Source organism: Variovorax sp. EL159 (assembly GCF_900100965.1).
In the GTDB taxonomy this organism is placed as follows: Bacteria; Pseudomonadota; Gammaproteobacteria; order Burkholderiales; family Burkholderiaceae_C; genus Variovorax.
Genome location: NZ_FMUJ01000005.1, coordinates 650,991 through 670,130 on the forward strand (window position 1 = coordinate 650,991; position 19,140 = coordinate 670,130).

A 19,140-nucleotide genomic window follows, 5' to 3' on the forward strand; every position below is an offset into this window, starting at 1 on the left:
CACTTCGTTTGCTGAATGACTGCCTTTGTACTGCGCCGCCTGATCCAGGCCGTGATCGTGATGATCGCGGTCGCGTTCATCGCCTTCCTCTTGTTCCAGTATGTCGGCGATCCCGTCGTGTTCCTGTTGGGACAAGACGCCAAGCCCGACCAGATCCGTGAGCTGCGCTCCGCCTTGGGGCTCGACAAGCCCTTCTTCGTGCAGTTCTGGCACTTCCTCGTCAATGCCGCGCAAGGCGAGTTCGGCCTGAGCTTGCGCCAGGGCGCGAAAGTGTCGCGCCTGATCGGCGAGCGTTTTCCGGCCACGCTCGAGCTCGCGCTCGTGGCCGCTGCGCTGGCGCTGTTCATCGGCATTCCGATGGGCGTGTACACCGCATTGCGCCGCGGCACTTTCATGAGCCAGGTGTTCATGACCGTGTCGCTGCTCGGCGTGTCCCTACCCACTTTCCTGATCGGCATCCTGCTGATCCTTGTCTTCGCGGTGACGCTGGGCTGGTTCCCGAGCTTCGGCCGAGGCGATACCGTAAAGTTCGGCTGGTGGACCAGCGGCCTCTTCAGTGCCGACGGCTGGCACCACATCGTGCTGCCGGCGGTGACGCTGGCGATCTTCCAGCTCACGCTCATCATGCGATTGGTGCGTGCCGAGATGCTCGAGGTGCTGCGCACCGACTACATCAAGTTCGCGCGCGCACGCGGCCTCTCGAACCGGGCCATCCACTTCGGCCACGCGCTCAAGAACACGCTGGTGCCCGTGATGACCATCACTGGCCTGCAGCTCGGCGGCCTGATCGCCTTCGCCATCATCACCGAGTCGGTGTTCCAGTGGCCCGGCATGGGCCTGCTGTTCATCCAGGCCGTGACCTTCGCCGACATTCCCGTGATGGCCGCCTACCTGTGCCTCATCGCCTTGATCTTCGTGGTGATCAACCTCGTGGTCGACCTGCTGTACTTCGTGGTCGATCCGCGCCTGCGCGTGGGCAAGGCAGGAGGGCATTGAAATGACGACAGCCACCGCGCCGCGCCTGCAAGCCTCCGGCAGGGCGTTTGCGCACATCGCGAACTTCTATCCCGAGATCACGGCCTTCCGCCGCGACCTGCACGCCCATCCCGAGCTCGGCTTCGAAGAGGTCTACACCTCGGGCCGTGTGCGCGAGGCGCTGCGTGCCTGCGGCGTGGACGAGATCCACGAGGGCATCGGCAAGACCGGCGTGGTCGGCGTCATCCGTGGCAAGTCCACCGCCAGCGGCCGCATGATCGGCCTGCGCGCCGACATGGATGCGCTCCCCATGCGCGAGGACAACGACTTCGGCTGGCGCTCCGCCAGCGACGGCCTCATGCACGGTTGCGGCCATGACGGCCACACCGCCATGTTGGTCGGTGCCGCCCGCTACCTTGCCGAAACCCGAGACTTCGACGGCACCGCCGTGCTGATCTTCCAGCCCGGCGAGGAAGGCTTTGCCGGCGCCCGCGTGATGATCGAGGACGGCCTCTTCGACCGCTTCCCCGTGCAATCCGTCTACGCGATGCACAACTGGCCCGCCATGCCGGCCGGCACCGTCGGCATCAACCGCGGCGCGATGATGGCCGCGGCCGACCGCATCACCATCAGCATCAAGGGCAAGGGCGGCCATGGGGCGCATGCGTACCTCACCGTCGACCCGGTGATCGTTGCGGCGCACATCATCACCGCGGTGCAGAGCATCGTCTCGCGCAACGTGCGTCCGATCGACGCCGCCGTCATCAGCGTCTGCGCGATGCAGGCTGGCGACCTCGGCGCCATGAGCGTGGTGCCCGGAGAAGCCACGCTGGTGGGCACCGTGCGCACCTTCAGCGCGCGCGTGCAGGCGCAGGTCGAGCAGCGCCTGACCGAGCTGTGCACTGCCGTGGCCGGGGGCTTCGGTGCCACCGCCACCATCAAGTACGAGCGCATCTACCCGGCCACCATCAACACCGCGCCCGAGGCGATGTTTGCCGCCGACGTGGCCGAGTCGCTGGTCGGTGCGAAGAACGTCGACCGCAGCATGGAGCCCAGCATGGGCGCCGAAGACTTCTCCTTCATGCTGCAGAAAAAGGCGGGCGCCTACCTGCGCATTGGCCAGGACGTGCGCGAGGGCGCCTTCCTGCACAACAGCCGCTACGACTTCAACGACGAGATCCTGCCGCTTGGCGCCGCGCTGCATGCGGGGCTGATCGAGCAGGGCATGCCGCTTGCCGCTACCCGCGGCGCGCAGCCAGGGAAAGCCGCCGCCACCGCGGCGTCGTGATGTGTCCGATTTCAACCCGAGGAGTGTTCCCATGAGTTTCAAGAAGAAAGCGGCTGCGGTCGCCGTCCTGTGCGCACTGGGCGCCGCCAGCCTGGTCGCCAATGCGCAGACCATCCGGATCGCGAACCAGGGCGACGCGCTGTCGCTCGACCCGCATTCGCTCAACGAATCGCTGCAGTTGAGCGTGACCGCCAACGTCTATGAAACCCTCGTGGGGCGCAACAAGGACCTGAGCCTTGCGCCGCTGCTCGCCACCAGCTGGAAGCAGACCTCGCCGAACGTCTGGCGCTTCGAACTGCGCAAGGGCGTCGTGTTCCATGACGGCACGCCCTTCACCGCCGACGACGTGGTCTTCAGCTTCGCGCGCGCCCAGGGCGACGGCTCCGATATGCGCGCCACGCTGAGCGACATCAAGGCCGTGCGCAAGGTCGGCGACCTTGCCGTCGAGATCGAGACCAACGGCCCGTTCCCCATCCTGCCCGACGTCATTTCGCTCACCATGATCATGAGCAAGAAGTGGTGCGAGGAAAACCAGGCCACCAAGCCCGTCGACCGACGAAAGGGCATCGAAAACACCGCCTCCTTCAAGGCCAACGGCACCGGCCCGTTCCGCGTGCGCGAACGCCAGCCCAACGTGCGCACCGTGTTCACGCGCAACGGCACCTACTGGGGCAAGATCGAAGGCAACGCGCAAGAGATCATCTTCACGCCCATCGCCAACCCCGCCACCCGCGTGGCCGCGCTGGTCTCCGGCGAAGTCGACGTGATGGAGCCGGTGCCCGTGCAGGACATCGCCCGCATCAACGCCGCGCCCAATGCGCGTGTCATCACCGGCCCCGAGATGCGCACCATCTTCCTGGGCATGGATCAGAAGCGCGACGAGCTGCAGTACTCGAACATCAAGGGCAAGAACCCGTTCAAGGACAAGCGCGTTCGCCAGGCCTTCTATCAGGCCATCGACATCGTCGGCATCCAGAAGACCGTCATGCGCGGCGCCTCGCGTCCCACCGGTCTGCTGGTCGGCCCTGGCATCAACGGCTGGACCGCCGAGCAGGACAAGCGCCTGCCCTACGACGTCGAAGCCGCCAAGAAGCTGCTGACCGAAGCCGGTTACCCGAACGGCTTCGAGGTGTCGCTCAACTGCCCGAACGACCGCTACGTGAATGACGGCCAGATCTGCCAGAGCGTCGCGTCCAACCTCGCGAAGATCGGCGTCAAGATCAACCTTGTGGCCGAGACCAAGGGCACCTACTTCCCGAAGGTGCTGCGCCGCGACACCAGCTTCTACATGCTGGGCTGGACGCCGACCACCTACGACTCGCACAACGCGCTGAGCTCGCTCACCTCCTGCCCCGACGACAAGGGCACCGGCCAGTTCAACCTGGGTGCGTACTGCAATCCCAAGCTCGACGAGCTGACCAAGAAGATCCAGTCCGAGTCCGACAAGGCCAAGCGCAACGAGATGATCAAGGAAGCCTTCAAGATCCATGCGGACGACGTGGGCCACCTGCCGCTGCACCAGCAATCGCTGGCATGGGGCGTGAGCAAGAAGGTCGAGCTGGTGCAACTGGCCGACAACTTCATGTACTTCAAGTGGATGAGCATCAAGTAACTCGACCGTGGGCCGCCGCCTGAGCGGCCCGACCATGGGCCCGCTTCTTGCGGGCCCATTCCTTTTTGCCTCACGATGAAAAATAACCCCCACGCTTCCCTTGCTGTGCAAGGTCCGCTGCCCTACGAGGGGGCCGCCTTCCTTCTTGGGGTGGCCCGGCGATGAAAAAAACCCTTGCCCGTTGGCTCGACAGCGATGTCGGCTACAGCTTTCGCACGTCGCCGGTCGCGATGGCCGCCGCGCTCATCGCGCTGGTGTGTGTCTTCTGCTCGGTGTTCGCCGGCTGGGTGTCGCCGCACAACCCCTTCGACCTCGCCACGCTCGAACTGGGCGACGCGCGGCTGCCGCCCGCGTGGAGCGCCGAAGGCTCCTCCAAGTACCTGCTCGGCACCGACGACCAGGGCCGCGACATTCTCTCGGCCGTCATTTATGGCGCACGCATTTCGCTGATCGTCGGCCTGGTGTCGGTGGTGCTGTCGGTCGTCGTCGGTGTCGTGTTCGGCCTGCTGGCGGGCTTCCTCGGCGGCTGGCTCGATTCGTTCCTCATGCGCGTGTGCGACGTGATGCTGTCGTTTCCGCCCATCCTCGTCGCACTGCTCATCGCCGGCGTCGGCCGCGCGCTGTTCCCGGGCGCGCACGAATCGCTGGCCTTCGGCGTGCTGATCATTTCCATTTCGCTCACCGGGTGGGTGCAGTACGCCCGCACGGTGCGCGGCTCCACGCTGGTGGAGCGCAACAAGGAATACGTGCAGGCCGCGCGCGTCACCGGCGTCGCGCCGCTGCGCATCATGCTGCGCCATGTGCTGCCCAACGTGATGGGGCCGGTGATGGTGCTGGCCACGATCCAGGTCGCGACCGCGATCATCACCGAGGCCACGCTGTCGTTTCTCGGCGTCGGCGTGCCGCCGACCTCGCCCTCGCTGGGCACGCTCATCAGCATCGGCAACCAGTACCTGTTTTCGGGCGAATGGTGGATCACGGTGTTTCCGGGCCTGATGCTGGTGCTGATCGCCCTGAGCGTGAACCTGCTCGGCGACTGGCTGCGCGACGCGCTCAATCCGCGCCTGCGCTGAAGACAAGAAGGACAACGCCACCATGACGCTGCTCCAGGTCAAAGACCTCGTCGTCGAATTTCCCCACCGCCGCGGCACCTTGCGCGCGCTCGACCAGATCTCGTTCGACATCGCACCGGGAGAAATCCTCGGCGTGGTGGGTGAATCGGGCGCGGGCAAGTCGCTCACCGGTGCGGCCATCATCGGCCTGCTCGAACCGCCAGGCCGCGTGGCCGGCGGCCAGATCGTGCTCGAGGGCCAGCGCATCGACAACCTCGGCTTCGATGCCATGCGCCCGATTCGCGGCCGCAAGATCGGCGCGATCTTCCAGGACCCGCTGACCTCGCTGAACCCGCTCTACACCGTGGGCCAGCAGCTGGTCGAAACCATCCGCACCCACTTGCCGGTGAACGAGGCCGAAGCCCGCCGCCGGGCCATCGGCCTGCTGCAGGACACCGGCATTCCCGCTGCCGAGCAGCGCATCGACCACTTTCCGCACCAGTTCTCGGGCGGCATGCGGCAGCGCGTGGTGATCGCGCTGGCGCTCGCGGCCGAGCCCAAGCTGATCGTGGCCGACGAGCCGACCACCGCGCTCGACGTGTCGATCCAGGCGCAGATCATTCAGCTGCTCAAGCGCATCTGCAAGGAGCGCGGCGCGGCCGTCATGCTCATCACGCACGACATGGGCGTGATCGCCGAGACCTGCGACCGCGTGGCCGTGATGTATGCCGGCCGCATCGCCGAGATCGGCCCCGTGCACGAAGTGATTCACCAGCCCGCGCACCCCTACACCTCGGGCCTGATGGCTTCGATTCCCGACATGACGAGCGACCGCGAGCGGCTCAACCAGATCGACGGCGCCATGCCGCGGCTCAATGCCATTCCGACCGGTTGTGCGTACAACCCGCGCTGCCCGCGCACCTTCGCGCGCTGCCTGACCGACCGGCCCGAACTGATGCACGCCGGTGCCACGCGCGCCGCCTGCTGGCTGCACGATGCCGCCGACCCGCACGCGGGCCAGGCCGAGATCGCGGCCCGGCACCACGACGCGCTGGCGGCCGGCGAACGCGCCACGCCCGAAGCGGCCGAACCGCTCGCCGAGGTGACGCGATGAGCGCCGTGATCGAACCCCGCAAAGAAGCCGCAGCAGGCGCGCCGCTCGTGGTGGCCCACGACCTGGCGCGCACCTTTGACGTTTCGCCGCCCTGGCTCAATCGCGTGCTGGAGCGCAAGCCGCGCGTGCTGCTGCATGCGGTCGACGGCGTGAGTTTTTCCATCGAGCGCGGCAAGACGCTCGCGCTGGTGGGCGAATCGGGCTGCGGCAAGAGCACCGTGGCGCGCCTGCTGGTGGGCCTCTATGCGCCCACGCGCGGCGGGCTGCAGTTCGACGGGCAGGACGCGCACGCCGCGTTCAAGACCCCCGAGGGCCGCAAGCTGCGCCGCCGCATCCAGATGATCTTCCAGGACCCGTATGCGAGCCTCAACCCGCGCTGGATCGTCGAAGACATCATCGGCGAGCCGCTGCGCGAGCACGACATCCTCAGCGACAAGGCCGCGCTGCGCGAGCGCGTGGGCGAACTGCTCAAGTCGGTCGGCCTCTCGCCGCTGGACATGAGCAAGTACCCGCACCAGTTCTCGGGCGGCCAGCGCCAGCGCATCTCGATCGCGCGCGCGCTCGCCACGCAGCCCGAGTTCCTGGTGTGCGACGAGCCGACCTCGGCGCTCGACGTGAGCGTGCAGGCGCAGGTGCTCAACATCATGAAGGACCTGCAGCGCGAGCAGGGCCTGACCTATCTCTTCATCTCGCACAACCTCGCCGTGGTGCGCCATGTGGCCGACCAGGTCGGCGTGATGTACCTCGGCCGGCTCGTCGAGGTGGCCGACAAGCAGAAGCTCTTTGCCGAGCCCCGGCATCCGTACACGCGCATGTTGCTCGATGCGATTCCGCAGATGAAGCACACCGGGCGCGCGCGCACGGCGGTGCAGGGCGAGGTGCCGAACCCGCTGAACCCGCCCACGGGTTGTGCCTTTCATCCGCGCTGCCCGCATGCCAATGCGCGCTGTTCGTCGGAGCGGCCCAAGCTGCTGGGCATTGCGGGCGTGCAGGTGGCCTGCCACGCGGTGGAGGAAGGGCGGCTGTGAGCGCGCAACCGGCCGGTTGGCCGGAGGGGTTGCCGTACCGGCCGCATCTGCGATTCTGTTCACTCGGCAACGAGAACGTCGCCGAGGTGATGGAGAGCTTCCGGCTCGCGTGCGAGCGGATCGGCTACGCCACCAGCGTCGATGCGGCGCCGAGCATCGACAACGCCGACATCAACATCTTCTTCTTCGCGATGGGCCTCGGCCTGCCGTCCGATGCGGACCTGCCTCCCAATGCCATCGTCGTCAACTTCGAGCCGGCCTTGCCCGAACTGCTGGCGGAGCAGCCCGGCTACCAACGGCTGCTGCAGCGCGCCCACGTGTGGGAGTACAGCCTCGAGAACCTGATGCAGCACCAGGCCCTGGGCATCTTCAGGTCCGACTACGTGCCGCTGACCTTCGAGCCACGGGCCACCCCCGTCGTGCCCGAGTCGCAGGTGCTCGACGACGCCGGGCAGGACATTGACGTCATCTTCTTCGGCGAAACCACGACCCAGCGCGTGCAGGTGCTGGAGGCGCTGAGCGCCTGCGGGCTGCGCGTGGTCTATCCCACCGGGCAGGCCTGGACGCCGGCACAACGCGATGCCTTGCTGCCGCGCGCCAAGGTCGGGTTGAACATGCGCAAGGCGGGGCAGGCGGCTACGGCTGAAATGCCGCGCCTGTCCATCCTGCTGAGGCATCGCAAGGCCGTCGTGTCCGAGCTTTATCCCCATTCCGAAGTGCCGCCTGCGGTGCGCGATGCCGTGGAAGGCTGTTCGAGGGACGAGCTCGTGGACCGCGTGCGCGCCCTGGTGGCCGACGCGCCGCGCCGTCGTGCCCTCGAAAAGGCGGGGCCGGCGGCGCTGCTGGGGCTGCAGCCGCAGCACGAGGTGCTCGCCACGGCGATGCAGCGCTATCTCGCGGCGGCCCGACAACGCCTGGCGTGCCAGCAGGCGCTGGGCACGAGCGACACCGACTTCAAGGTGTCGACGCTGACGGTCACCCGGAACGACGAGGCGCACATCGCCGACGCACTGGCGTCGATGGCGGTGCAAACCCTCGCCCCGCACCGGATCATCGTGGTGGACGACGCATCGACCGATGGCACCGTGGCCGTGATCCGCGAGCGGATGAAGGCCGACCCGCGTCTTTCCAGGCTCCTGCTGCTGCAGGCGCCGGTCCCGATGGGATGGGCGACAGCGGCCCAGTGGGGGCTGTCGCAGGCACACGGCGACGGGCTGGCCCTGTGGCCGGCTTCCGTGCGCAGCGACGCGACCCGGCTGCAGGTGCAAGCCGCGTTCCTGCGGCTCTTGCCGACCGTCGGCGCGGTCGGGTCCTGGTACACCGTTGCCGGCCCAGGCGATGACGGCGAGCCCGCCATCCAGCGCCTGCCCGAGACGCACCCGCAGATCCTCGCCGGGCTGCTGGCCCACATGCCGCGCGAACAGCCGCTGCTGATGGGCAGCCTGATGCTCGCATTGCCGCGGGTCCGGCAGAGTGGCCTCGGCTTCGATGCCACCTTGGGAGAGTTCGCCTGGCTCGGCTTGCTGCTGGAGCTCGTCAAGGACCACGCCCTGCTCGCAAACTTGCACATGGGGCTGAGCCATTGCACGGGCAGCCGTGCGACCGCTGCCCCGATGCCCAGGGAAGTGACCGCACTGGCCCATCTTCGCGAACGTCTGCTCCCGCTGGTTTTCCCCGATCTGCCATCGGCCGATGCCCAGCGCCTGGCGCGGCTCTATGGATTGCAATGGGCGCCCGATGCGCCCGATGCCACGGCGCTGTTGCGGGAGATCGCGCACGCCTGCCAGCAGCAGGACGACGCCCATGCTGCCACCGTGCTGCGCGGCGAGTGCCTGCGCGTGCTGGCCGTGTATGCACAAGGCGGCCGCCTTGCGCCCGGCTACGTGCAGGCGTTGATGCAAGAGCCCTTGCTGCGCGACTTCCTGGCGCCTCTGGGTGAGCGCATGTATGCCTTCAGCGGAGGCAGCACTCCCTAGTCCAACGACCCGGTCGCCGCCGCGTGTTCGGCTTTTGATCTATAAGCCTTGGGTGCTTTCGTAAAAATCACACCAAGGAGAACAGCACATGTGGGCCCTGCTCTTGTTGCCCTTCGTGGGGTTGTTGTGGCCGCCGTTCTACAACAGCGAGTTGCCGGCACTGTTCGGCTTTCCCTTCTTCTATTGGTACCAGCTGCTGTGGGTGCCTGTCACGGCCCTGCTGATCTGGGTCGTCTACCGCAGCAACTATGACGAGGGAGACGAATGATGGCCGGCCAGATCAACTGGACCGCGCTGGCGGTCTTCGTCTTCTTTTTCCTCCTGGTCACCGTGATGGGCTTCTGGGCCTCGCGCTGGCAAAGCGGCGGCGCCAAGGGCAAGGGCGCCCATCTCGACGAATGGGGCCTGGGCGGCCGCAACTTCGGCACCTGGATCACCTGGTTCCTGGTGGGCGGCGACTTCTACACCGCCTACACCGTGATCGCCGTGCCCGCGCTGGTCTACGCCGTGGGCGCCTACGGCTTCTTCGCGCTGCCGTACACCATCCTCGTCTACCCGATCGTCTTCATCATCATGCCCAGGCTCTGGCATGCCGCGCACCGCGCCGGCCATGTGACGGCGGCTGACGTGGTCTATGGCCGCTACGGCTCGCGCGCGCTGGAGCTGGCCATCGCGGTCACCGGCGTGGTCGCGACCATGCCCTACATCGCGCTGCAACTCGTGGGCATGGAGGTCGTCATCAAGGCGCTGGGCCTCACGGGCGAGCTGCCGCTGGCGGCCGCCTTCGTGATTCTTGCGCTCTACACCTACTCGGCCGGGCTGCGCGCGCCAGCGCTCATCGCCTTCGTCAAGGACCTGATGATCTACATCGTGGTGCTGGTGGCGGTGGTGCTGGTGCCCATGAAGCTCGGCGGCTACGGCCACGTGTTCCAGGTGGCCGGCGATGCCTTCACGGTCAAGGGCGGGGCGACCGGGCTCACGCTCAAGCCCGCGCAGTACCTGCCGTACGCGAGCCTGGCGCTGGGCTCGGCGCTGGCGGCCTTCATGTACCCGCACACGCTGACCGGCATCTTCGCGGCCAAGAGCGCCAACACCATCCGCAAGAACGCCGTCTTCCTGCCGGCCTACACGGTGCTGCTGGGGCTGATCGCGCTGCTGGGCTACATGGCCTATGCGGCCCATCTCTCGGTGAAGAGCAACAACGACGTGGTGCCGGCGCTCTTCAATGCGCTGTTTCCGTCGTGGTTCGCGGGCTTCGCGTTCGCGGCCATTGCCATCGGTGCGCTGGTGCCGGCGGCGGTGATGTCGATCGGCGCGGCCAACCTGTTCACCCGCAACTTCTGGAAGGCCTACGTGCGGCCCGACGTCACGCCGGCGGGCGAGGCCAAGGTCGCGAAGATCGTGTCGCTGGTGGTCAAGCTGGGCGCGCTGGTGTTCATCCTGTTCCTGCCCACGCAGTTCGCGCTCGACCTGCAACTGCTGGGCGGCCTGTGGATCTTGCAGACCTTCCCCTCGGTGGTGTTCGGCCTGTTCTTCGGTTGGTTCCGTGCGCCCGCGCTGCTCACCGGATGGGCGGTGGGGCTGGTCGGTGGCAGCTGGCTGGCCTTCTCGGATGGCATCAAGCCGGTCCACACCTTCGTGATCGGTGACGGCAGCTACACGCTCTACACCGGGCTGGCGGCGTTGGTGCTCAACATCGTCGTGGCGGTGGTGGTGCAGCTGGTGGTCAAGGGCAGCCCGCTGCGCGAAGCGCCTGTGCTCGCGAGGAAGTAAGCCAAGCCGCCGACCTGCTTGCCTGTTCGTTGCTGGAAAGTGTGCGCAAAGGCACCGCCTTGCGCCGAAAACTGTTGCAGAGTGCCGCCATGCCAATGACGACGACTCTCGCAACCTCCGAACTGGGCCGCCGCGGCTTCCTCATGGGCACGGCCCTGGGCGCGACCGCAGTGCTGGCTTCCCTGGCCTGCAGTGTGCAGGCGGCCGGTGCGCCTTCGCGGCGGATGCCGGTGATCTTCATCGGCCACGGCACGCCCATGAATGCGATCACCGACAACGCATTCACGCGGCGCCTGTCGGCGTGGGGCAAAGAGCTTCCCCGGCCGTCGGCCATCCTCAGCGTGTCGGCGCACTGGTTGAGCCGGGGCGCCACCGGCGTTGGCGTGCAGGAGCGGCCGAAGACGATCCACGATTTCGGCGGCTTCCCGCAGGCGCTTTTCGACATCGAGTACCCGGCGCCCGGCCATCCTGCGCTTGCGCGCGAAGCCATCGGCGTGGTCAAGCAGGCACCGGTGATCGGCACCGACCAATGGGGCCTGGACCACGGCACGTGGTCGGTGCTCAAGCACCTCTATCCGAAGGCCGATGTGCCCGTGTTCCAGCTCAGCATCGACTACGACAAGCCGGCTGCCTTCCACTACGCCGTGGGCCGCGATCTGGCGGCGCTGCGCGATCAGGGCGTGCTCGTGATGGGCAGCGGCAACGTGGTGCACAACCTGCGGGCGACCGATCGCGGCACCGTCGATGGGCCGAAGGCCAGCCGCCCGTGGGCGCAGTCCTTCGACGATGCCGTGAAGGCTGCGCTGGCAGGCCGTGATGACCGTGCCCTGATCGGCTATGAAAAGCTGGAAGGTGCGTCAACCGCCGTGGCCACGCCGGACCACTACTTTCCCTTCCTCTACGCCCTCGGCGCGGCCGGGGCGGGCGAGCGCGCGAAGACGACCTACGAAGGGTTTCAGTCGGGCACGCTCAGCATGCGCTGCATCCAGTTCGGTTGAACGAAGCGCACGCCGCGGCGGCTTGTTACTGCTCTTCGCCCCAGGAGAAACCGTCGCGGGCGATCATCGCGCTCGATGCGCTCGGACCCCACGTACCCGCCGCATAAGGGCGCGGGCCGCCATCCGATTCCCAGCTGTCGATCAGCGGCTCGACCCAGCGCCATGCTTCTTCCTGCTCGTCGCTGCGCACGAACAGGTTGAGGCGCCCGTCGATCACGTCCAGCAGCAGGCGTTCATAGGCACCCACGCGTTCGGCGCCGAAGCGCTTGTCGAAGTCCAGGTCGAGCTGCACCGGCGCCAGTTGCGCGGCCGCGCTCTGGTTGCCGTTGGTGCGCTGGCGGTTGTCCTGGGCCTGCGCGAGCATGTGCAGCTCCAGGCCGTCCTTGGGCTGCAGGTTGATCACCAGCTTGTTCACGTTGCCGGCGGGTGCACGGTAGATCGCGTGTGGCGTCGGCCTGAAGTTGACCTCGATGCGCGCATCGCGCGAGGCCAGCCGCTTGCCGGTGCGGATGTAGAAGGGCACGCCGGCCCAGCGCCAGTTGGCGATCTCGGTGCGCAGGGCCACGAAGGTCTCGGTGCGGCTGTCGGGGTTCACGCCCGGCTCGTCGCGGTAGCCCGGCACCCGTTCGCCGTAGGCCGTGCCCGCCGTGTATTGGCCACGCACCGTGTGCAGGCCCAGCGTCTCGGGCGTCCAGGGCTTGAGCGCGCGCAGCACCTTGAGCTTTTCGTCGCGGATCGCATCGGCGTGCGAGTTGATGGGCGGTTCCATGCCGATCGCGCACAGCAGCTGCAGCGCATGGTTTTGCACCATGTCGCGCAACGCGCCGGTCTGGTCGTAGAAGGCGCCGCGCTTCTCGACGCCCAGGTCTTCGGCGATGGTGATCTGGATGTTGGCGATGTGCTCGCGGCGCCAGATGGGCTCGAACAGCGCATTGCCGAAGCGCATCGCAAACAGGTTCTGCACCGAGGGCTTGCCCAGGTAGTGGTCGATGCGAAAGACCTGCTTTTCTTCGAGCACCTTGCCGACCGCGGCGTTGATCGCGCGGTTCGATGCCAGGTCGTGGCCCAGCGGCTTCTCGAGCACGATGCGGGTCTTGGGGCCGTTCAGGCCGGCCGCGGCGATCTGCTCGACCACCTGCGTGAACAGCGCCGGCGCCGTGGCCACGTACATCACGACCGTCTTGGCATCGCGCTGCTTGAGCAGGTCGGCCAGCCGCGTGTAGTCGTCGGGCTTCGACAGGTCCATGCGCAGGTAGTGCAGCATGGACGCGAACTTCTTGAACTCTTCCGGCGAGGGCCGCTTGGCGCCTTCGACCGCGCTGAAGCGCGACTGGATCAGCTCGCGGTACTGGTCGTCCGACAGGTCGTCCCGCGCCACGCCGACGATGCGGCCGTCTTGCGGCAGGCTGCCATGCCGGAACGCCTGGAACAGCGCGGGCATGAGCTTGCGCCACGCGAGATCGCCAGTACCGCCGAACAGAACGAGATCGAAGCTCATGAGAAGACTTTCCTTTGTCTGAGTGCCGAGCAGGCAATGTGCCAGTCGCGATGGTACTTGTACCGATTCGGGAAAACTGTACTAAAGCTACGCTCGCTCGTGGCCGCAAGGCCTTTTTTTATTGCTGAGGCGGAGATACCCGATATGAAGAACAAGATTTTTACCGCAGCCGCGTTGCTGGGCCTGTCGGCCGCCGCGTCGGCCCAGACCGTCAACGTGATCTGCTCGGTGCAGGCCGAGTGGTGCAACGTGATCTCGACCGTCTATGCCCGCACGACCGGCGTGCGCATCAACATGGCGCTCAAGGGTTCGGGCGAGGCGCTGGCCCAGCTCATCGCCGAGAAGGACAACCCCAAGACCGACGTCTGGTTCGGCGGCACCGGCGACCCGCACCTGCAGGCGGCCGAACAGGGCCTCACGCTCGAATACAAGTCGCCCACGCTGTCGCAGTTGCACCCGTGGGCCCAGCAGCAGGCCAAGCAGTCGGGCTACAAGACGGTCGGCATCTACTCGGGGCCGCTGGGCTTCGGCTACAACCCCGAGCTGCTCGCCAAGAAGAAGCTGCCGGTGCCCAAGACCTGGGCCGACCTGCTCAAGCCCGAGTACAAGGGCGACATCCAGGTGGCCAACCCCGCATCGAGCGGCACGGCCTACACCATGATCGCCACGCTGGTGCAGATGATGGGCGAGGACAAGGCCTTCGACTACCTCAAGGCGCTGCACAAGAACGTGGGCCAGTACACCCGCTCGGGCACCGGTCCGATCAAGGCGGTGGCACGCGGTGAAACCGCCGTGTCCATCAGCTTCGTGCACGACGGCCCGGGCGAAAAGATGCAGGGCTTCCCGGTCGAGACCATCACGCCCGCCGACGGCACCGGTGCCGAGATCGGCTCCATGAGCATCATCAAGGGCGCGCGCAACCTCGACGCCGCCAAGAAGTTCTACGAATGGGCGCTGACCCCGGCTGCGCAGGAACTGGGCGCCGCCAACAAGCAGTTCCAGCTGCCGAGCAACGTGAACGCCAAGCTCGACCCGCGGATTCCCGACTTCAAGAAGATCAAGTTCATCAACTACGACTACGCGAAGTACGGCGCCAGCGCCGAGCGCCGCCGCCTGATCGCGCGCTGGGAAAAAGACGTCAACTCGCTGCCGCGCTAAGTGGAAGCGCGTTCCATCGAAGGGGCGCCCATCAATCCGGCGTCCCTGGCTGCGGCCCGGCGCTCGCAGCGCTGGATCTGGGCGTGGGTCGCGCTGGGCTTCGCGGCGTACCTGCTGCTGCCCTGGTATGCGATCCAGGACGCGACCTGGTACGAAGCCGTTCCGCAGGTCTTCGGGCAGGCAGAGGGCGCCAATGGCCTGATGCAGGCGGCCACGCAGGGCCGTGGCTGGCTCTTCATCGGGCTGGCGGGCCTGCTGATGTGCGCCGTCGGCGCGTGGCTGCCGGCGGGCCGGGCGCAGGGGCGCTGGCTGCTGGCGGGCGGCGCGATCGGCGCCGTCGGCCTCGCGGTCGCGGGCTTCACCATCGGCGCGCGGGGCTGGAGCTTCGCGGCGCTCAATACGCAGTTCGGCGAACTGGCCACCAACCAGTTCGGCATCGGCGCGGGTGGCTTCGTGGCGCTCACCGCGCTCGTGCTGCTGATGGCCTTCGGCATTGCGCGGCTCGGCCTGTTCAAGGGCGACCTGTTCGTGGCGGCCTCGGTCGTCGGCTGCGGCGTGCTGATGGCGCTCTTCATCGCCTACCCGGTGAGCAAGGCACTGGCCGGTGCCTTCTTCAATGAAGACGGCCAGTGGTCGATCAACGCCTTCGTTGCACGCGTGTTTACCGAGCGCATCTGGGGCGTGGGTTGCCTCTCGGGCGGCGTGCGCTGCGGCGTGGCCTGGAACACGCTGGTGCTGGCGCTGCTCACGGCGGCCGGCACTACTTTCCTCGGCACGCTGATGGCGCTGATGGCCGAACGCGGCAGCAAGCGCGGGCAGGGCGCGTTGCGGGTGCTGGCGCTGCTGCCGATCATCACGCCGCCTTTCGTGGTGGGCCTGGGCCTGATCCTGCTGTTCGGCCGTGCCGGCATCGTCAATCAGGTGCTGGAGAACGTGTTCGGCATCGAGCCCACGCGCTGGTTCTACGGCATGCCGGGCGTGCTGGTGGCGCAGCTCTTCGCCTTCACGCCCATCGCCTTCATGATCATGCGCGGCGTGGTGCAGGGCATCGCGCCCAGCCTCGAAGAAGCTGCGCAGATGCTGCGTGCCGACCGTCGCCGCACCTTCTTCACGATCACGCTGCCGCTGCTCAAGCCGGGGCTGGCCAACGCCTTCCTGGTGGGCTTCATCGAGAGCATTGCCGACTTCGGCAACCCGGTGGTGGTGGGCGGCCAGTTCTCGGTGCTGTCGACCGACATCTTCTTTGCCATCGTCGGCGCGCAGTACGACCAGGGCCGTGACGCGTCGCTGGCCTGGGTGCTCACGATCTTCGCGCTCGGCGTGTTCGCGCTGCAGCGTGGCCTGCTGGGCAAGCAGAACTACACCACCGTCAGCGGCAAGGGCGACGCCGGCATTGCGATGGCGCTGCCCGACGGCGTGCGCCGCACCATCTACTGCATCGCGCTGCCGTGGATCGCGTTCACCGTGGTGGTCTACCTGTTCGCCTTCGCGGGCGGCTTCGTGCAGACCTGGGGACGCGACTACACCTTCACGCTGAACCACTTCAAGAGTGCGTTCGCGCTCGAATGGGGGCAGTTCGGGCTGGTGTGGGCCGGCACGGCCTGGAACTCGCTGATCACCACGCTCAAGCTCGCGGGCATCTCGGCACCGATCACCGCGGCGCTGGGCCTGCTGATCGCGTGGCTGCTGGCGCGCAACGAGTTCAGGGGGCAGGGCGCCTTCGAGTTCGGCGCGCTGCTGGCCTTCGCCATTCCGGGCACGGTGCTCGGCGTGAGCTACATCCTGGCCTTCAACGTGCCGCCGTTCGAGCTCACGGGCACCGGGCTCATCATCGTGCTGTGCTTCATGTTCCGCAATTTGCCGGTGGGCGTGCGGGCCGGCACGGCGGCCTTCAAGCAGCTCGACCGCTCGCTCGACGAAGCCTCGCTGATGCTGCGCGCCTCGACCTCGCAGACGCTCTTCAAGGTGGTGCTGCCGCTGCTCAAGCCGGCGCTGGTGGCCGCGCTGGTCTACAGCTTCGTGCGCGCCATGACGACGGTGAGCGCGGTGATCTTTCTGGTCACCGCCGAGAACGAGCTGGCCACCACCTACATCATCGGCCGCGTCGGCAACGGCGACTACGGCATTGCATTGGCCTATTGCACGGTGCTCATGATCCTGATGTCGCTGGCGATCGCGCTGGTGCAGTTCGTGGTCGGGGAGCGCAAGCTGGGCAGACGCGGGGCCGCGCCCAAACACCAAGGGCATCACAAAATGGAAAGCCTCTCTGTATGAACGGCATCGAATTCCGCAACATCACCAAGCGCTACGGCACCGACAAGAACGGGCCGATGGCCGTCAAGGGCATCAGCTTCGAGGTGCCCGTGGGCACGCTCACCACCATCCTTGGCCCCTCGGGCTGCGGCAAAACGACCACGCTGCGCATGATCGCGGGGCTCGAGTCGCCAACCTCGGGCTCGATCTTCATGGGCGGGCGCGACGTCACCACGCTGGGGCCGGCCGAACGCAACGTCAGCATGATGTTCCAGAGCTACGCGCTGTTCCCGCACATGAACGTGATCGAGAACGTGGCCTACGGCCTGCGCATGAGTGGCGTGAAGAAGGACGAGGCCACCTCGCGTGCGCGCGATGCGCTCAAAGGCGTGGGCCTGGTCGGCTTCGACGAGCGCCTGCCCAGTGAGCTGTCGGGCGGCCAGCAGCAGCGCGTGGCGCTGGCGCGCGCGCTGGTGCTTGAACCGGCGGTGCTGCTGTTCGACGAGCCGCTATCCAACCTCGACGCCCGCCTGCGGCGCGAGATGCGCGAGGAAATCCGCGCGCTGCAGCAGCGGCTGAAACTCACGGTCGCCTATGTCACGCACGACCAGAGCGAGGCACTCGCAGTGAGCGACCAGATCATCGTGATGGACCACGGCGTGATCGCCCAGCGCGGCACGCCCGAGCAGCTCTACGGCCGGCCCGAGAGCGAGTTCGTCGCCGGCTTCATGGGCGAGGCCATGGTGTTCCCCGCCGTCGCCGAAGCGGACGGCAGCGTGGCGCTGGGCCCGCTGCGCCTGCAGCCGCGCCATGCGGTCGCGCCCGGCACGGTGAAGGTCGCGGTGCGGCCCGAGGCCTGGCTGATCGGCGCGGCAGGGGGCTTGCCGGCGACTTTGCGCAAGGCGGCCTACCTCGGCAGTTTCTACGAATATGGCTTCGACACCACGCTGGGGCCGGTCTTCGTGGTGTCGGCCGACTTGTCGCTGCCGCTGGCCGCGGGTGCGCAGACCACGCTGTCGCTCGGAGCCCATGGCGTGAGCGTGGTGCCCGGCGCATGAAACAATGGCGCCATGAACGTGGTTTTCGATCTTGGCGCCGTGCTGTTCGCATGGGAGCCCACACGGCTGGTACAGGCCCATCTCGCCCCGCATGCGCCCACCGAGGCCGCCGCCGCGGCCATGGGGCGGGCGCTTTTCCATCACGACGACTGGACCAGCTTCGACTGCGGCACCCGCACGCTGGGTGATGCCATCGCGCGCATGTCGGCCCGGCTGGCGCTGCCGGCGGAGCCGCTTCACGCCATGCTCGACGGGCTGGGCGAGCGGCTGGAGCCCATCGGCGTGACGGTGGCGATGCTCGAAGAGCTGATCGCCCACCGCGAGGCCGGTCAGCCGCTGCGGCTGTACTACCTCTCGAACATGCCTTCGCCCTATGCCCGCGCCATCGAGCGCCGGCACGCGTTCATGCGGCGCTTCGACGGCGGCGTGTTCTCGGGCGACGTGAAGTTCATCAAACCGGATCGTGAAATCTACGAGGTGCTGGCGATGCGTTATGCGCTCGATCCGGCGCAGACCGTGTTCATCGACGATTCGGCCGCCAACGTCGAGGCGGCGCGTGCCTTCGGCTGGCACGCCATCCACTGCACCGCGCCGGCCATGCTGCCGTCGCAGCTGCAGCGCTACCTGCCGGTCAGCACGACCTTGTCGGTGTCGAACCCCAGGCTGCGGGCGTAGTCGAGTTCGGCCAGCAGCACCGCGTCGTCCAGGCGCGGCGCGCGCGACAGCACCCAGAGGTATTCGCGGTCGGGCGTGCCCACCAGCGACACCTGGTACTCGCGGTCGAGCTTCAGGATCCAGTAGTCGCCCCAGACCATCGGCAACCAGCCGAGCCATGCCGGGGCAAAGCGCACTTGGAGCCTTCCCGCGCCGGGCTGGCCCGCCACGGGCACCACGCGGGCGGTGCCGGTCGCTTCTTCGAAATTGCCATCGGCCCGCACGCAGCGGTTGAGCACCTGCACGGTGCCATCGCGCCGGGGCGTGTATTCGGCGGTCACGGGGCCGCCGCACTGTTTCTGGAAGCGGTTCGGCAGGCGGGCCTGCTCGTGCCAGATGCCCGCATAGCGCTGCAGATCGACCGGCGCCACCACCTGCAGAGGTGCGCGCATCAGCGGTGCGCCATCGGCCGGCCCGGCCACCTGGGCGCGGGCATTGCGCGCGGCGCCCAGTGCCAGCCAGGTCGCGACACCTCCCACGACGAAAGCAGTGGCCATGGCGCCGATCGCTGCGCTGGTGCGGCGGTCGTCGAAAGGCGCGATGGCGGCGGGCGTGGTGGTCGTGGCAGACGCGACGGGGCGTTGGCGAAGGGACATTGGGGGCACTCCTGGGCGGTAAGAAATTCGCCGTAAGGTGCAGGCTA

General features: G+C 67.4%; 16 protein-coding genes. 14 read left to right on the plus strand and 2 right to left on the minus strand.

Features of this window, described 5'->3' with window-relative positions:
- Window positions 1-15: 15 nt before the first annotated feature.
- The 10 genes from BLQ28_RS23945 to ygiD all read left to right on the plus strand — a co-directional run bounded on the left by BLQ28_RS23945 (window position 16) and on the right by ygiD (window position 11,816).
- Window positions 16-996, plus strand: a complete 981-nt coding sequence (locus BLQ28_RS23945) for an ABC transporter permease (protein ID WP_093245385.1) — start codon at window positions 16-18, stop codon at window positions 994-996.
- A gap of 1 nt (window position 997) precedes the next feature.
- Entirely contained in the window at window positions 998-2,263 is a 1,266-nt protein-coding gene (locus tag BLQ28_RS23950; RefSeq protein WP_093245387.1) for a M20 aminoacylase family protein, read from the plus strand.
- Between the two features lie 31 nt (window positions 2,264-2,294).
- Window positions 2,295-3,875: an ABC transporter substrate-binding protein gene (locus BLQ28_RS23955; RefSeq protein WP_093245390.1), complete on the plus strand. Its 1,581-nt coding sequence runs from the start codon at window positions 2,295-2,297 to the stop codon at window positions 3,873-3,875.
- A 161-nt stretch (window positions 3,876-4,036) separates the two neighbouring features.
- A complete protein-coding gene (locus tag BLQ28_RS23960; protein ID WP_093245392.1) occupies window positions 4,037-4,948 on the plus strand; it encodes an ABC transporter permease in 912 nt (303 codons plus the stop codon).
- Window positions 4,949-4,970: 22 nt separating this feature from the next.
- On the plus strand, window positions 4,971-6,041 hold the full coding sequence (locus tag BLQ28_RS23965) for an ABC transporter ATP-binding protein (RefSeq protein ID WP_093245395.1): 1,071 nt from the start codon (window positions 4,971-4,973) through the stop codon (window positions 6,039-6,041).
- Complete coding sequence (locus BLQ28_RS23970) at window positions 6,038-7,069, plus strand: ABC transporter ATP-binding protein (protein ID WP_093245397.1); 1,032 nt, start codon at window positions 6,038-6,040, stop codon at window positions 7,067-7,069. Before BLQ28_RS23965 ends, BLQ28_RS23970 begins: the two co-directional genes overlap by 4 nt.
- Entirely contained in the window at window positions 7,066-9,045 is a 1,980-nt protein-coding gene (locus BLQ28_RS23975; RefSeq protein ID WP_143012561.1) for a glycosyltransferase family A protein, read from the plus strand. Before BLQ28_RS23970 ends, BLQ28_RS23975 begins: the two co-directional genes overlap by 4 nt.
- Window positions 9,046-9,133: 88 nt before the next feature.
- Window positions 9,134-9,313: a DUF3311 domain-containing protein gene (locus BLQ28_RS23980; RefSeq protein WP_093245403.1), complete on the plus strand. Its 180-nt coding sequence runs from the start codon at window positions 9,134-9,136 to the stop codon at window positions 9,311-9,313.
- Entirely contained in the window at window positions 9,313-10,818 is a 1,506-nt protein-coding gene (gene mctP, locus BLQ28_RS23985; RefSeq protein WP_093245406.1) for a monocarboxylate uptake permease MctP, read from the plus strand. Before BLQ28_RS23980 ends, mctP begins: the two co-directional genes overlap by 1 nt.
- A gap of 95 nt (window positions 10,819-10,913) precedes the next feature.
- Window positions 10,914-11,816: a 4,5-DOPA-extradiol-dioxygenase gene (gene ygiD, locus BLQ28_RS23990; RefSeq protein WP_256327430.1), complete on the plus strand. Its 903-nt coding sequence runs from the start codon at window positions 10,914-10,916 to the stop codon at window positions 11,814-11,816.
- Window positions 11,817-11,841: 25 nt separating this feature from the next.
- Here the strand turns inward: ygiD and zwf are convergent, their stop codons facing one another.
- Complete coding sequence (gene zwf, locus BLQ28_RS23995) at window positions 11,842-13,314, minus strand: glucose-6-phosphate dehydrogenase (RefSeq protein WP_093245408.1); 1,473 nt, start codon at window positions 13,312-13,314, stop codon at window positions 11,842-11,844.
- 144 nt (window positions 13,315-13,458) lie between these two features.
- Between zwf and BLQ28_RS24000 the strand changes: the two genes are divergently transcribed.
- From BLQ28_RS24000 to BLQ28_RS24015, 4 genes are read left to right on the plus strand one after another with little or no spacing between them, the layout of a single operon-like run.
- The gene (locus BLQ28_RS24000) at window positions 13,459-14,472 is read left to right on the plus strand and encodes an ABC transporter substrate-binding protein (RefSeq protein WP_093245411.1); all 1,014 of its coding nucleotides are present in this window, start codon (window positions 13,459-13,461) and stop codon (window positions 14,470-14,472) included.
- Entirely contained in the window at window positions 14,473-16,746 is a 2,274-nt protein-coding gene (locus BLQ28_RS24005) for an ABC transporter permease (protein ID WP_093245414.1), read from the plus strand.
- The gene (locus tag BLQ28_RS24010) at window positions 16,743-17,783 is read left to right on the plus strand and encodes an ABC transporter ATP-binding protein (protein ID WP_093245416.1); all 1,041 of its coding nucleotides are present in this window, start codon (window positions 16,743-16,745) and stop codon (window positions 17,781-17,783) included. The genes BLQ28_RS24005 and BLQ28_RS24010 overlap by 4 nt, the downstream gene beginning before the upstream one ends.
- Window positions 17,784-17,795: 12 nt before the next feature.
- Window positions 17,796-18,458: an HAD family hydrolase gene (locus BLQ28_RS24015; RefSeq protein WP_093245419.1), complete on the plus strand. Its 663-nt coding sequence runs from the start codon at window positions 17,796-17,798 to the stop codon at window positions 18,456-18,458.
- On the opposite strand, the gene BLQ28_RS24020 is transcribed toward BLQ28_RS24015, so the two are convergent.
- On the minus strand, window positions 18,404-19,093 hold the full coding sequence (locus BLQ28_RS24020) for a lipocalin family protein (RefSeq protein WP_093245422.1): 690 nt from the start codon (window positions 19,091-19,093) through the stop codon (window positions 18,404-18,406). The genes BLQ28_RS24015 and BLQ28_RS24020 overlap by 55 nt on opposite strands.
- Between the last annotated feature and the right edge of the window lie 47 nt (window positions 19,094-19,140).

Excerpts from the sequence above, each read along its gene's own strand:
- BLQ28_RS23960 (WP_093245392.1), top strand. The coding sequence starts at position 4,037 with ATGAAAAAAACCCTTGCCCGTTGGCTCGACAGCGATGTCGGCTACAGC.
- BLQ28_RS24015 (WP_093245419.1), top strand. The coding sequence starts at position 17,796 with ATGAACGTGGTTTTCGATCTTGGCGCCGTGCTGTTCGCATGGGAGCCC.
- BLQ28_RS24010 (WP_093245416.1), top strand. The coding sequence starts at position 16,743 with ATGAACGGCATCGAATTCCGCAACATCACCAAGCGCTACGGCACCGAC.
- BLQ28_RS23980 (WP_093245403.1), top strand. The coding sequence starts at position 9,134 with ATGTGGGCCCTGCTCTTGTTGCCCTTCGTGGGGTTGTTGTGGCCGCCG.
- BLQ28_RS23950 (WP_093245387.1), top strand. The coding sequence starts at position 998 with ATGACGACAGCCACCGCGCCGCGCCTGCAAGCCTCCGGCAGGGCGTTT.
- BLQ28_RS23965 (WP_093245395.1), top strand. The coding sequence starts at position 4,971 with ATGACGCTGCTCCAGGTCAAAGACCTCGTCGTCGAATTTCCCCACCGC.
- BLQ28_RS24000 (WP_093245411.1), top strand. The coding sequence starts at position 13,459 with ATGAAGAACAAGATTTTTACCGCAGCCGCGTTGCTGGGCCTGTCGGCC.
- BLQ28_RS23970 (WP_093245397.1), top strand. The coding sequence starts at position 6,038 with ATGAGCGCCGTGATCGAACCCCGCAAAGAAGCCGCAGCAGGCGCGCCG.
- zwf (WP_093245408.1), bottom strand. The coding sequence starts at position 13,314 with ATGAGCTTCGATCTCGTTCTGTTCGGCGGTACTGGCGATCTCGCGTGG.
- mctP (WP_093245406.1), top strand. The coding sequence starts at position 9,313 with ATGGCCGGCCAGATCAACTGGACCGCGCTGGCGGTCTTCGTCTTCTTT.
- BLQ28_RS24020 (WP_093245422.1), bottom strand. The coding sequence starts at position 19,093 with ATGTCCCTTCGCCAACGCCCCGTCGCGTCTGCCACGACCACCACGCCC.
- BLQ28_RS23955 (WP_093245390.1), top strand. The coding sequence starts at position 2,295 with ATGAGTTTCAAGAAGAAAGCGGCTGCGGTCGCCGTCCTGTGCGCACTG.
- ygiD (WP_256327430.1), top strand. The coding sequence starts at position 10,914 with ATGACGACGACTCTCGCAACCTCCGAACTGGGCCGCCGCGGCTTCCTC.
- BLQ28_RS23945 (WP_093245385.1), top strand. The coding sequence starts at position 16 with ATGACTGCCTTTGTACTGCGCCGCCTGATCCAGGCCGTGATCGTGATG.